Raw genomic sequence first — 13,300 nt, 5'->3', positions numbered from 1 at the left:
TCCCGCCGGATCGTCGCCGAAGCCGATGCCGACATCGAGCTCGTCGACCGAGTCGGCGACGATCCGGCGGGAATCGAGACCGTCCTCGCGCGCGCCTCGCGCGCCGACGTGGTGGTCTTCACCGGCGGCGTGAGCGCGGGGGCCTACGAGCCCGTGCGCCTCGCCCTGTCCGACCGCATCGCCTTCGAGAGAGTGGCGATGCAGCCCGGTAAGCCCCAGGCCTTCGGCGTCCTCCCCGACGGGCGGCTCGTGTTCGGCCTTCCCGGCAACCCCGTGAGCGTCGCGGTGTCGTTCGAGGTGTTCGTGCGGCCCGCCCTCCTTGCCCTGCAGGGCCGCGCGGTGCTCGATCGGCGCATCGCCCGGCTCACGGCATCCGAGGCCTGGACGACCCCGCCCGGACGCCGCCAGTACCTCCCGGCCGCGGTCGATCTCGTCGCGGGAACCGTCCGACCGGCCACGGCCGGGGGCTCGGGCTCGCACCTCGCCGCCTCCCTCGCGCGCGCTGAAGCCTTCGCGGTCGTGCCCGCGGAGGTGTCCGCCGTGTCGGTGGGCGACGCACTCGATGTCATGCTGATTCCATGACCTTCACGCACCTGGATGCCGCGGGCCACGCCCGCATGGTCGACGTCACGCTCAAGCAGCCCACGGTCCGCACCGCGACCGCTCGCGGTTTCGTGCGCTGCGCGCCCGAGGTGGTGGCCGCCCTCCGCGACGGCACCGCGCCCAAGGGGGATGTGCTGGCCGTGGCGCGGATCGCCGGCATCCAGGCCGCGAAGTCCACGCCCGCCCTGCTGCCGCTCGCGCACGTCATCGGCGTGCACCGTGCGTCGGTCGATCTCGAGATCACCGACGACGGCGTCGAGATCGAGGCCACCGTCGGCACCGCCGACCGCACCGGCGTCGAGATGGAAGCGCTCACGAGCGTCTCGGTCGCAGCCCTCGCGATCGTCGACATGGTGAAGGGCATGGACAAGGGAACGTTCATCGAGAACGTCCGCATCGTGTCGAAGACCGGCGGGAAGTCGGGCGACTGGGCGAGGCCGGGCGAACCGGCCGGCTCCACCCCCGACGCGGGAGCCGGCGCGTGAGCGTCCGCGTCCGGTACTTCGCCGCTGCCGCGGAGGCCGCGGGAACGGATGCCGAGGACCGCACCGAGCCTTCCCTGTCGGCGCTGCGAGCGGCGGTCGTCGCCGACCACCCGGCGCTGGCTGGCATCCTGGACCGCTGCGCCGTGCTGCTGGACGGCACCCGTCATGATGACGACGCGCCGCTCGAGGGCGTCACGCACGTCGACGTGCTCCCGCCGTTCGCGGGCGGCTGAGCGGACCGCTCCGCGTCGTTCGCTCCCCATAAACGCTGTTCGCGCACAGAAACACGCTCTGCACGCGTTTATGTGCGCGGATAGCGTTTATGCCGGCTGCGCGCCGCGATCCCTCGCCCGCCACGCGCCCCACTCCCCGCAGGCTGCGCGCCGCGCGCGCCCCACTCCCCGCCCGCCGCGCACACCGTCGCGCGACCGGTCTAGCCGCCCAGGCCCTTCCACGCCGTCGTGCCGTCGGCCTCGACCTGACGCTTCCACACGGGCAGATCGGTCTTGATCGTCTCGATCACGGTCCGGCACACCTCGAACGCCTCGGCGCGGTGACCGGATGCCACGGCGATGATGACGGCGGCCTCCCCCACCTCCAGCCGGCCCACACGGTGGCTCACGGCGACGATCGCGTCGGTGCCCGCGGCGGCTTCCTCGGCGATGCGGTGGAGAGCTCCGGGCGCGTCGGGGTGCGAGCTGTACTCCAGCGCGACGACGGCGTCATCGGCATCCGGATCCGTGTTGCGCACGCGACCGACGAAGGTCGTGACGGCGCCCGACGCGTCGTCTTCCACCGCGCGCAGGTGCGCGTCGAGATCGAGCGGCTCGTCGGACAGGCGGGCGATGCGGACGGCGCTCATCAGTGGTCTCCTCCGGCGAGCTGGTCGAGGACGTGCGGGGCGAGCTCGGCGAGCACGGCGATTCCGGATGCCACGGCCCGCGTGGATCCGGGAAGGTTCACCACGAGGGTGCCGGGGTCGGCGATCCCGGCGAGACCGCGCGAGATCACCGCGAGCGGGGTGTCGGAGAGTCCCCGTCGGCGGAGCTCTTCGGCGATGCCGGGGAGTTCGCGATCGAGGACCCGGGCCGTGCCCTCGGGCGTGCGGTCGGTGGGCGCGATGCCGGTACCGCCGGTCGTCACTACCAGGCCCGGGCCCGCCGCGACGGCGTCGCGGAGAGCGCTCTCGACACTGTCGGCGCCATCGGGCACGACCGTCGGCTCCGCGCACTCGAAGCCCGCGTCGCGGAGCAGCGAGACCGCGAGCGGCCCCCCGCGGTCCTCGCGAAGGCCCGCGGCGGAGCGGTCGGAAACGGTGATCACCCGGGCGACATGCGGCACGGGATCAGCCTAGGCGTCGCGCGGGGACGGCGGACCGCCGCTTCCGGGGCGCTTGCTCCGGCCCACGCCCGTCACGCCCGCCTGGCGCGCGGCACCGCCGAACGGCCCCGCGGTGGCACGTGCGCAGTCGTCCGCGGACTCCGCCTCGCGCCGCGACCCCGTCACCCGCCGACCGTCTCGACCTCGGGCACCTCGGGCGCGATCCGGCCCGCCTCGGCCTGCGGCTCCGGATCCTCGCGTTGCACGTGCTCGGCCGCGGCGGTGATGCGCCGGGCCATCCCGCTGAAGATGAGGCCGTGGAAGGGCAGGACCGCGAGCCAGTACAGACGGCCGGCCAGTCCGGTGGGGAAGAACAGCGCCCGCTGATCGAAGCGCGCCTCGTCGCCCTCGGGCGTCGCACGCAGCTCGAGCCAAGCACCCCCGGGAACCTTCATCTCGGCCCGGAGCCGCAGCAGACGACCCGGTTCGATGGCCTCGACCCGCCAGAAGTCGAGCGCGTCGCCCACCGTCACCACCGATCGACTCCGGCGTCCGCGCGCGAGGCCCACACCGCCCACGAGGCGGTCCATCCACCCGCGGATCGCCCACAGCAGCGGCGAGGAGTACCAGCCGTTCTCGCCGCCGATCCCCTCGATGACCGACCAGAGCTGGGCGGCGTTCGCCGTCGTGTGCATCGTGCGGATGTCGGTGTACACGAGCCGTCCCGCCCAGTCGGGGTCGCTCGGCAGCGGGTCGCTCGGAACGCCGGAGACCTCGGCATCCTGCCAGCTCGTCTCGATCGTGTCGTCGTTCACGCGACGCAGGGCCAGCTTGACCGCCGCGCGGTACGGCATGAGCCCGCCCTCGGGCCGCGGGATGAGGTCGTCGACTGCGCGGTCCTTGACGACGCAGTCGTTCTGCAGCGACTCGACGAGGGGCCGCGCGATCGCCTTGGGGATCGGCGTGACGAGGTTGACCCAGTGCGAGGCGAGGCGAGGCGTCAGCACCGGCAGCGACGCGATCGGCCGCTGATGCAGGCCCGCTTCGAGCGCGTAGCCGTTCATCATCTGCCCGTACCGCAGAACGTCGGGGCCGCCGATGTCGACCGCGCGATTGACGTTCGGCGCGACCCGCGCCGCTCCCAGCAGGTAGTGCAGCACGTCGCGCACCGCGATCGGCTGGATGTGATTGCGCACCCATTTCGGTGCCGGCATGTAGGGCAGCACATCGGTGAGGTGGCGGACCATCTCGAACGACGCCGATCCCGAGCCGATCACGACCCCGGCCTGCAGCACGAGCGTGGGCACACCGCTCGCCAGCAGGATCTCGCCGACCTCCACGCGCGACCGCAAGTGCGCCGAGAGCGGAGCGTCGACCGGGTGCAGGCCCCCGAGGTAGACGATCCGGCTGACGGATGCCGCGGCCGCGGCGTCGGCGACCGTCTGTGCGGCGCGCCGGTCGGTGTTCTCGAAGTCCTTGCCGCCGCCCATCGAGTGGATCAGGTAGTACACGATGTCGACCGCGTCCACCGCTTCGCGTACGGCCCGCGCGTCGGTCGCATCGCCCTGGACGACCTCGACCTCGCCGCCCCACGGGAACGCCGCGGCCCGCGCGGGATCCCGCGCGAGGACGCGCACCCGGTAGCCCGCCGACAGCAGGCGCGGCACGAGCCGCCCGCCCAGATACCCCGTCGCCCCGAGCACGAGGGCGCGGGGCGCGGATCCGTCGGGCCGGGGCTGGGCGATGAGGGCCGGTTCACGTCCGGTCGGGGTGGTGAGCTCGCTCATGCCCGACACGGTACGCCTGGCCTCCGACATCCCCGGGGGCTTGACGGCGGCATTAGGGTGAGCGCGTGTCCACCCCCGCGCCCGGCCCCCTGGCCGAAGTCCCCGCCGGAACCTTCCGCGGTCGTCTCGAGAACGGCGCCCGGCGCTGGCTCGGCATCCGCTACGCGCAGGCTCCCGTCGGCGATCTCCGCTGGCGCGCTCCGCGCCCCGCCGCCGATCTCGCCGACGCGGTCGACGCCGTCTCCTTCGGCCCCGCCTGCCCGCAGCCGCCCAGCCCGCTCCCCCTCGGCGATGGCATCGTGCAGGACGAGGACTGTCTGTTCCTCAACGTGTGGACGCCGGATGCCGAGTCCTCGGCCCCTCGTCCGGTGATGGTGTGGCTGCACGGCGGCGCGTACGTATTCGGCGCGGCGAGTCAGCGCACGTACGAGGGCGCGCGCCTGGCCGTGGCGGCGGATGTCGTCGTGGTCACCCTCAACTACCGTCTCGGAGCATTCGGCTTCCTCGATCTCGACGCGGCTCTCCCCGGTGCGGGGTTCGAGGGCAACCTGGGCCTGCGCGACGTCCTCCTGGCGCTGGCGTGGGTGCAGCGCAACATCGCTGCCTTCGGCGGCGACCCCGAGCGGGTGACGGTCTTCGGGGAGTCGGCGGGCGCGGGCCTGGTGACGACCCTCCTCGCCACGCCATCGGCATCCGGACTCCTGCACCGCGCGATCGCCGAGTCCTCGCCCGCGTCGAGCTTCTACGGGCGCGAGCGCGCCGGGCGCGTCGCGGCACGGTTCCTGTCCTCCCTCGGGATCGACCCGGACGCCCCGGATGCCGCCGGCTCGCTGCGCGCGCAGGACGCCGCCACGCTGGCCGAGGCCGGTCAGCGACTCTTCGCCGGTGTTCCCGAGGAGGACCCCGGGACGCTCGCCTTCGCCCCCGTGGTCGACGGCGACCTCGTTCCCGAGGCCCCCGTCACCGTTCTCCGCGAGGGACGCGGCCTGCCCGTCCCGCTTCTCATCGGCACCAACAAAGACGAGGCCTCGCTCTTCGCCTACATGAAGTCGCCCCTCATTCCGATCACCGGCGAGCGCATCGAGCGCATGTTCGCCGACATGGCCGCCGAGAGTCCCGAGGTCGCCCTCCCCGACCGCGCGCAGGTGCTCGCGGCGTACGAGCATCTGCGTCACCGGGCGCTGGGGCTCGGGATCGCGGGCGACATCGGATTCCGCCTGCCCAGCCTCTGGCTCGCCGAGGGGCACAGCACCGTCGCGCCGGTGCACCTGTACCGATTCGACTACAGCACGCCGTTCCTCCGCCTCCTCCGGCTCGGGGCGACGCACGGCAGCGAGCTCGTCTACGTGTGGGGGAACCTCGACGGCGGCCCCAAGGACATGACGTTCCGCCTCGGCGGACGGCGCACGGGTGAAGAGCTGTCCCGAAGGATGCAGGAGCGCTGGAGCGCCTTCGCCCACGGCAGGGAGCCCGCGGCATCCGGGGCCGCCGATTGGCCCGTCTTCTCGCCGGATTCCCGCGCCACGCTCGTCATCGACCGGCACGACAGGATCGTCGACGACCTCGATGCCGATCTCCGCCGCGCGTGGGGCGACGAGGTGCTGACCTTCCGCTAGCACCGAGTCGGCCGAGGCGCCTCGGCTGGCATCCGGGCACCGATCGGGGTAACGCTAGAAGGATGAACGAGAATCCCCCCTCGGCATCCCCCGCTCCCCGGCTCGACGTCGACGACGTCATCATCGTCGACAAGAAACGCGTCCGCACCGCCATCGGCGGCACCGTCGTCGGCAACTTCATGGAGTGGTTCGACTTCGGCATCTACGGCTATCTGGCGGTCACGCTGTCGGTGGTCTTTACTTCCGACCTCCCCGACCCGTGGGGCCTGCTGGTCACGCTCCTGGGCTTCGCGATCTCCTTCCTCGTGCGCCCGTTCGGCGGCTTCGTCCTCGGCCCGCTTGGCGACCGCATCGGCCGGCAGAAGGTGCTCTTCCTCACGATGGCGATGATGGCCGCGGCCACCGCCCTGATCGGCCTGCTCCCGACGTCCGCGGCGATCGGCCTGTGGGCGATCGTGCCGCTCTACGTGCTCAAGATGGTGCAGGGCTTCTCGACCGGGGGCGAGTACGCCGGTGCGACGACCTACGTCTCGGAGTTCTCGCCCGACCGCACCCGCGGGTTCTGGTCGTCGTTCCTCGACGTCGGGTCGTACATCGGTTTCGCCGCCGGAGCGTCGGCGGTGGCGATCGTCACGGCGATCACGACCTCGATCTCGGGGCCCGACGCCATGGTCGAGTACGGCTGGCGCATCCCGTTCCTGCTCGCGATCCCGCTCGGCATCGTCGCGATCTGGTTCCGTCTGCGCATCCCCGAGACGCCGTCCTTCGAGCAGACGAGCGCGGTCGACGAGCGCGACGCCGACGATCCGCTGGCTCGCCAGGGTCTCGGCGGAATCGTTCGGCACCACTGGCGTGCGCTGCTGATCGGCATCGCGCTGGTGGCCGCCACGAACACGGCGGGCTATGCGTTGACGAGCTACATGCCCGTCTACCTCGAAGAGGAGGTCGGGGTGTCGAACCTCACGGCCGCCGTCGCGACGGTTCCCGTGCTCGTGGTGATGTCCGCGGCCCTCCCCTTCATCGGACGCCTGAGCGACCGCATCGGACGCAAGCCCGTGTACGCGATCGCCGCGGGCTCCGCGCTCGTGCTGCTCGTGCCGGCGTTCCTCATCATGCAGATCGGCGAGATGTGGGCCGTGATGGTCGCCCTCTGCATGGCGGCCGTCCCGGTGGCGTTCTACGTGGCGATCTCGGCATCCGCCCTTCCGGCGCTCTTCCCGACCGCCTCGCGCTTCGGGGCGATGGCGGTGGCCTACAACGTCGCCGTCTCGCTCTTCGGCGGCACGACACCGCTCATCAGCCAGGCCCTCATCGCCGCGACCGGCAACACCCTCATGCCGGCGTTCTACATCATGCTCTTCGCGGCGCTGGGCCTCGTCGCCCTCCTCGCGATGCGTGAGACGGCGAAGCGCCCGCTGCTCGGGTCGGTCCCCGCGGTCGAGACGCCCGCCGAGGCCGCTGCCCTCGTGGAGCGGCAGGATTCCGATCCCCTCATCGACACCTCGACGATGCCGCTTTCCGTACGCCGGTCATGACGCGGAGGATCGTGGATGCCGGACCCCTGGCATCCACGGTTCTTCCGCCGTACGCTCCGAGGCGTGCGGGCCGTGTCTCAGCGCCGTGTCTCAGCGCCGTGGCTCAGCGCCGTGGCTCAGCGCCGCCGGCTCGTACCGAAGAGACCGCGGATCACATCGGTCACGATGCTCTTCGTCGCCCCTCGCCCCAGCACGTCGTCGAGCGGTGAGGTGGGCGCACTCGAGCGCCGACGTGGCGCCGCGGTGCTCTTGAGGATCCGCTCGTACTCGCGCTGCGCCTTCTTCTGCGCCTCGGCGTTCGCCCTGTCGATCGCGGCTTTCTGCTTCGCGTACTCGGCGGCGTCGGCGGCGTCCTTCTTCGCCTTCTCCGCCGCGGCGCGGGCGTCGGCAGCGGCCTGCATCCGAGCCCCGAGGATCTCGCGGGCCGACTCCGGATCGATCGGGGTGCCGTAGGTGGCGAAGAGGGGGGATGCCGTGACCGCGGCCGCCATGGTCTCGGCGGGGATGGGCGACATCGAGGCGCGCGGGGCGAGCAGACGGGTCCACGCGACCGGGGTCGGCGCACCGCGCTCGCTCATGACCGTGATGACGGCCTCGCCGGTGCCGAGTTCCTGCAGGACGCGCTCGAGGTCGTAGCCCGAGTCGGGATAGGTCCGCACCGACGCCCGGAGGGCCTTCACGTCGTCGGGGGTGAAGGCGCGCAACGCGTGCTGCACGCGGGAACCGAGCTGCGCCAGCACGTCGGCGGGAACGTCCTTGGGGGTCTGCGTCACGAAGAACACGCCGACGCCCTTGGACCGGATGAGTCGCACCGTCTGGGTGATCGCCGCGAGGAACGCCTTCGAGGCGTCGCGGAACAGCAGGTGCGCCTCGTCGAAGAAGAACACGAGCTTCGGCTTGTCGAGGTCGCCGACCTCGGGGAGCACCTCGTACAGCTCGGCGAGCAGGTACATCAGGAACGTCGAGTACAGCTCGGGCCGGGACGCGACGTTCGGCACCTCGAGCAGGCTCACGATGCCGGCGCCGTCGGGCGCGGTGCGCAGGAAGACCGCGACGTCGAGCTCGGGCTCGCCGAAGAACGTGTCGGCTCCTGCGGCGGCGAAGGCGACGAGTTCGCGCAGGATCACCCCGGCCGTCGCGGCGGAGAGACCGCCGATGCCCTTGAGCTCGTCCTTCCCCTCATCGCTGGTGAGGAAGGTGAGCACCGCGCGGAGGTCGGGCAGGTCGACGAGGGCCAAGCCCTTCTCGTCGGCGTAGTGGAACACGAGTCCGAGGCTCGACTCCTGCGTCGCGTTGAGGCCGAGAACGCGGCTGAGCAGCAGCGGGCCGAACCCCGAGACCGTCGCCCGCACGGGAATCCCCGAGGCGGTGTCGTCGCCCAGCGCGAAGAACTCGGTGGGATAGGACCGCGGCGACCAGTCCTGTCCGAGCGCCGCGGTGCGCGCGGTGAGCTTGTCGCTGGGAGCACCCGGAGCGGCGATCCCCGACAGGTCGCCCTTGATGTCGGCGGCGAACACCGGCACGCCGTGGGCGGAGAGCTGCTCGGCGAGCAGCTGCAGCGTGCGCGTCTTGCCCGTTCCGGTGGCGCCCGCGACGAGTCCGTGGCGGTTCGTCATCGCGAGCGGGATCCGGACGGGGACGGATGCCACCGGCCCACCGTTCATGAGCACGCCGAGGTCGAGAGCAGCGGCGTCCGAGGCGTAGCCGGCGGCGATTGCGGCGACCTGGGCGTCGGTCAGCGGACCCGGTTCTTGGGGTGCGGATGCCGGCGGTGCCGGAGTTTGCGGGGTCGGGGCCTCGGAGGCCGGGGCGTCCGCGACCTCGCCGCCGACGACCGGCGGCCCGTCCGTTCCCTCCGCCGAGGGGGAAGCCCCATCTCCCCCGCTCGCCGCCGCGCGCGCCCGCGCCGCAGCAGCTTCCGCCTCGGCGAGATCGGCCCGGGCCCGCGCGAGCCGCACCTCCGCCTCCGCGGCCTCGGCCACCGCGCGCAGGCGCGCGACCTCGGGATCGTCGGAGGGACCGGCGGACGACGCTCCGTTGTCGCTCATGGCGGCCAGCCTACGGTGCGCCCGAGATCGTGGCATCCGGTCGTCGCAGGGTCCGTCTGACGGCCAGCCGGTCATCGTCCCGGAGACGCAGGTGGGCGAAGAGCGCGGCGAGGATGAGCGCCATCCCCGCACCCACCAGGGCGCCGCCGAGGGTGTCCGAGAGCCAGTGCGCGTGCAGGTAGGTCCGGCTGAACGCCATCGCGATCACCCACGCGACGCCGGCGATCCGCACCCACAGGGCGGGGAAGATCACGACCGCGACCACGGCGACGGTGGCGGCGTTCGCCGTGTGGCCCGAGGGGAAGGACCCGTGATCGGACAGCACGAGGATGTCCTCCGGTCGCGCGCGACCGAACGTGTGTTTGAGCACCTGCACGATCAGAGCGCTGCCCACGGAGGCCGCGAGGAAGTACAACGCTCCCCAGCGTCGTCCCGCGAGGAACAGCGCCAGAGCCCCGCCCAGCGGAACGACGAACACGGCCACCCAGTGCCCGCCGACGGCATCCATCGCCAACGCGAACGCCAGCAGCGGCGGTGACGGTGCGGCGACGAACAGGTGGTTCCACCACACGTCGATCGCGAACGGCGTCGGCCCGCGGAAGAAGACCCAGGCGCCGAGTCCGCACGCGAGGGCCACGAGCGTCAAGCCGATGACCCCCCGGATGCGCTCGGAGCGCAGGGCGGGGGCGGACTCGTCGGCGGATTCGGCATCCATCGGTTCATGATGCCGTCTCTCGGGTCACCGCGGGAGCTCGGCGCGCGCTCTGCTAGTCTTCTGGGCCCGTTCTCCCGGCGCACCCGGACCCGTCCTCAGGGCGCCTTCGCGCCTGTTCTCACGGCGCCTTCGCGCCTGTTCTCAGGGCGCCTTCGCGCCTGTTCTCAGGGCGCCTTCGCGCCTGTTCTCAGGGCGCGAGGCGCTCGACCGTGCGGGGACGCACGAGCAGCCAGAGCGCGAGCACGCCGATGACCGCGCAGCCCACCATGACGGATGCCATGGTCGTGGCGGTGATCCCCGCGCCGGCGGACAGCAGCCCGACGACCGGCGAGATGATGCCCGCCACGCCGAAGTTCGCCGCACCGATGATCGACTGCGCCGTACCCGCCGCCTTGCCGTGACGGTCGAGGGCGAGCACCTGCGCGCACGGGAACGTGAAACCGCACGCCGTCATGAAGAAGAACAGCGGGATGACGGTGCCCCACAGCCCGAGGCCCAACTGGTCCGTGAGCACGATCGTCCCACCCGCGAGGACGAGCACGATCGTCGACACCGCGAGCACCCACTGGGGTCCGAAGCGCGCAGCCAGGCGGGAGGCGATCTGCACACCGACCACGACACCGACCGAGTTCACCGCGAACAGCACGCCGTACTGCTGGGCGTTGAAGCCGTAGGTGACCTGGAACAGGAACGAGGATGCCGAGAGGTACGAGAACAGCCCGCTGAAGGCCATCGCGCCGATGATGAGCACGCCGATGAAGACGCGGTCACGGAACACGCTCGCGTAGCGCTGCCAGACCGTCGTGGTCCCGGGGCCGCTGCGGCGCGCGGGCGGCAGCGTCTCCGGGACGAACAGCACCGCCGAGACGAGCATGATCGCTCCGTACACGGCGAGCACGACGAAGATGCCCCGCCAGTTCATGACAAGCAGCAGCGCCGACCCGGCGAGGGGTGCGAGCACGGGGGCGACGCCCGAGACCATCGCCATGCGCGACAGCATGACGACGAGGCGACGTCCCCCGAAGAGATCGCGGATGATCGCCGCGGCCACGACGCCTCCCGCGGCGGCTCCGGCTCCCATCAGCACCCGCGCGACCGAGAGGGTCTCGAGCGTGGGGGCGAGCGCGGCGAAGACGCTCGCCGCCACGTGCAACGCCGTGACCGACAGCAGCGGCAGACGTCGACCGACCTTGTCACTCAGGGGGCCGACGATCAGCTGGCCGAGCGCGAAACCGATCATCGTTCCGGTGAGGGTGAGCTGGATCGCGGCGGCGCTCGTCTGGAAATCCGCCTCCAGCACGGGGAACGCCGGGAGGTAGAGGTCGATCGTGAACGGGCCGAGCGCCGTCAACGCGCCGAGCACGATGATGTACAGCACGCGGCGGGAGGCGGAGATCGCATCGCCCGGGTGCAGCACGATCGGCGCCGTGGCGGGGTTCTTGCCGAGGGTGCGGATGGCACCGGTCGGTGAGCGGTCAGGCGCAGAGGTCGGGGGGACGACGGGGAGAGAAGCAGTATCGAGCACGCGTCAATTCGTTTCGCAACACAGACAGCCCGAACGAGTCGGGCCGAAAAAAGATGGGGGATCATCGAACCTCGAATCGATTCGACATCGTCATACTATCGCGCGGTCCGTGCATCCCACCATCCCGGTATGCGGGTTCCTCCCAGGCCGACGCCGTATTCATCCGCATAGGCTGGACGAATCGGCCTGAGCCGACGTGTCCCGCCCCGAAGAGAGACGAACACCGCACATGACGCCTCCCCCTGAAAAACGCAGCAGCGGAAACCCGGCGAAGCAGTCCCAGATCGACCTCACGGTCAAGCAGCAGCGCGAGCAGAAGCGGCAGGCGAAGCTCGCCGAGTACCAGAAAGAGCTCGCGCGTCGTAAGCGCGGCAAGCTCGTGTGGTGGGTCGTCGGATCGACGGCCGCCCTCGCCGTCGTCGGTGTCGTCGTGGCCTCGTTCGTCTTCGCCCCCGCTCCCCCGACGAGCTACCAGGCGGGGAACAGCACGGGCCGCGTGATCGAGGGCGTGCAGACCTTCGAGAACCGCTCCGACCACGTGCAGGGTGCCGTCACGTACGAGCAGACCCCTCCGGCCGGTGGCCCCCACAATCCGTATTGGCTGAACTGCGGCGTCTACACCGAGCCGCAGCAGAACGAGAACGCCGTGCACTCCCTCGAGCACGGGGCGATCTGGATCACCTACAACCCCGACGAGGTCGATCAGGCCGGCATCGACGCGCTCAAAGCGGTCATGCCGTCGAGCTACGCGATCCTCTCGCCGTACCCCGGCCTCGACACCCCCGTCGCGGTGAGCGGCTGGAACCACCAGCTGAAGGTCGACTCCCCCACCGACCCGCGGATCGGCGAGTTCTTCACCGAGTACTGGCGGAGCCAGAACGTGCCCGAGCCGAACGCCTCGTGCTCCGGCGCGATCGATGGGCCGGGCAAGGCCTGACATGACCGACGACGCCCCGGTCGCACGCCCCGCGGTCCGGTGGATCGTGGTCGCGGTCGTCACCGTCGCCATCGTGGCCGTGGCCTTCGCGATCGGACGCTTCACGGCGTTCGGCGCGACGGCCGCGCCCACGTATCCCTCCACGACCTCGGCCGACGCCGGCTTCGCCCGCGACATGCAGGTGCACCACACCCAGGCGGTGCAGATGGCGATGGAGATCTACCGCAAGACGGACGACGACGAACTGCGCACGCTCTCGTACGACATCGCCACGGCGCAGTCGGGCCAGCGCGGTGAGATGTACGGCTGGCTGGTGCAGTGGGGGCTCCCGCAATCGTCCCCCCAGCCGCTGATGACCTGGATGCAGGCGTCCGGCGCACACAGCCACGGCGACACCTCCGCCCTCACGCAGGACGAGTTGCTGGCGCAGATGGGAATGGCGACGGATGCCGAGCTCGACCAGCTCCGCACCCTCGAGGGCCAGCCCGCCGACTGCCTGTTCCTCTCCCTGATGATCCGCCATCACCAGGGCGCGATCCCCATGGCAGAGGCGGTCATCGAGCTGGGCGACCAGCCGCGCGTGGCAGAGGTCGCGCAAGCGATCATCACCGGCCAGTCGGCCGAGATCGACGCGATGCGCGACATCCAGTCCCGCCTCGCCTGCACCGCCTGACCCGCGCGCCGCCCCGCGCGGTCCGGGCTGGGCCGGGCGGGGCGGCGCGCGGGTCA

The 13,300-nt window shown here is 71.6% G+C and carries 13 protein-coding genes; 7 read left to right on the top strand and 6 right to left on the bottom strand.

What is annotated here, in order from left to right; all coding sequences use genetic code 11:
• From NS283_RS15635 to NS283_RS15625, 3 genes are all read left to right on the top strand, one after another.
• Nucleotides 1-582 (top strand): molybdopterin-binding protein (locus NS283_RS15635; RefSeq protein WP_241492270.1); only part of this gene is annotated, 582 nt, incomplete at its 5' end.
• A complete protein-coding gene (gene moaC, locus NS283_RS15630) occupies nt 579-1,088 on the top strand; it encodes a cyclic pyranopterin monophosphate synthase MoaC (protein ID WP_058597781.1) in 510 nt (169 codons plus the stop codon). The genes NS283_RS15635 and moaC, both read left to right, overlap by 4 nt.
• Nucleotides 1,085-1,321, top strand: coding sequence for a MoaD/ThiS family protein (locus tag NS283_RS15625; protein ID WP_058597780.1), 237 nt, complete (start codon nt 1,085-1,087; stop codon nt 1,319-1,321). Before moaC ends, NS283_RS15625 begins: the two co-directional genes overlap by 4 nt.
• A 200-nt stretch (nt 1,322-1,521) precedes the next feature.
• On the opposite strand, the gene NS283_RS15620 is transcribed toward NS283_RS15625, so the two are convergent.
• The 3 genes from NS283_RS15620 to NS283_RS15610 all read right to left on the bottom strand — a co-directional run bounded on the left by NS283_RS15620 (nt 1,522) and on the right by NS283_RS15610 (nt 4,195).
• Nucleotides 1,522-1,950 carry a molybdenum cofactor biosynthesis protein MoaE gene (locus tag NS283_RS15620; protein WP_058597779.1) on the bottom strand — a complete coding sequence of 143 codons (429 nt, stop codon included), beginning with the start codon at nt 1,948-1,950 and terminating at the stop codon, nt 1,522-1,524.
• Nucleotides 1,950-2,429, bottom strand: a complete 480-nt coding sequence (locus NS283_RS15615; protein ID WP_058597778.1) for a MogA/MoaB family molybdenum cofactor biosynthesis protein — start codon at nt 2,427-2,429, stop codon at nt 1,950-1,952. The genes NS283_RS15620 and NS283_RS15615 overlap by 1 nt, the downstream gene beginning before the upstream one ends.
• 161 nt (nt 2,430-2,590) lie before the next feature.
• A complete protein-coding gene (locus tag NS283_RS15610; RefSeq protein WP_058597777.1) occupies nt 2,591-4,195 on the bottom strand; it encodes an SDR family oxidoreductase in 1,605 nt (534 codons plus the stop codon).
• Between the two features lie 65 nt (nt 4,196-4,260).
• Here NS283_RS15610 and NS283_RS15605 point away from each other — a divergent pair, with 65 nt between their 5' ends.
• Together NS283_RS15605 and NS283_RS15600 are read left to right on the top strand one after the other, a co-directional pair.
• On the top strand, nt 4,261-5,811 hold the full coding sequence (locus tag NS283_RS15605) for a carboxylesterase/lipase family protein (protein WP_058597776.1): 1,551 nt from the start codon (nt 4,261-4,263) through the stop codon (nt 5,809-5,811).
• 62 nt (nt 5,812-5,873) lie between these two features.
• On the top strand, nt 5,874-7,346 hold the full coding sequence (locus NS283_RS15600) for an MFS transporter (protein ID WP_058597775.1): 1,473 nt from the start codon (nt 5,874-5,876) through the stop codon (nt 7,344-7,346).
• Between the two features lie 116 nt (nt 7,347-7,462).
• On the opposite strand, the gene NS283_RS15595 is transcribed toward NS283_RS15600, so the two are convergent.
• From NS283_RS15595 to NS283_RS15585, 3 genes are all read right to left on the bottom strand, one after another.
• Nucleotides 7,463-9,394 carry a helicase HerA-like domain-containing protein gene (locus NS283_RS15595; protein ID WP_058597774.1) on the bottom strand — a complete coding sequence of 644 codons (1,932 nt, stop codon included), beginning with the start codon at nt 9,392-9,394 and terminating at the stop codon, nt 7,463-7,465.
• Nucleotides 9,395-9,404: 10 nt separating this feature from the next.
• Nucleotides 9,405-10,109, bottom strand: coding sequence for a phosphatase PAP2 family protein (locus tag NS283_RS15590; RefSeq protein ID WP_058597773.1), 705 nt, complete (start codon nt 10,107-10,109; stop codon nt 9,405-9,407).
• 187 nt (nt 10,110-10,296) lie between these two features.
• Entirely contained in the window at nt 10,297-11,634 is a 1,338-nt protein-coding gene (locus NS283_RS15585) for a multidrug effflux MFS transporter (RefSeq protein WP_193751306.1), read from the bottom strand.
• Between the two features lie 229 nt (nt 11,635-11,863).
• Here NS283_RS15585 and NS283_RS15580 point away from each other — a divergent pair, with 229 nt between their 5' ends.
• Both NS283_RS15580 and NS283_RS15575 read left to right on the top strand, forming a co-directional pair.
• Nucleotides 11,864-12,571, top strand: a complete 708-nt coding sequence (locus NS283_RS15580) for a DUF3105 domain-containing protein (protein WP_058597772.1) — start codon at nt 11,864-11,866, stop codon at nt 12,569-12,571.
• 1 nt (nt 12,572) lies between these two features.
• Nucleotides 12,573-13,244, top strand: coding sequence for a DUF305 domain-containing protein (locus NS283_RS15575; RefSeq protein ID WP_058597771.1), 672 nt, complete (start codon nt 12,573-12,575; stop codon nt 13,242-13,244).
• Nucleotides 13,245-13,300 lie beyond the last annotated feature (56 nt).

The organism is Microbacterium testaceum (assembly GCF_001476285.1).
Taxonomy (GTDB): domain Bacteria; phylum Actinomycetota; class Actinomycetes; order Actinomycetales; family Microbacteriaceae; genus Microbacterium; species Microbacterium testaceum_B.
The sequence above is the reverse complement of the archived record's forward strand: the minus strand, read 5'-3'. Positions and strand labels throughout refer to the sequence as shown.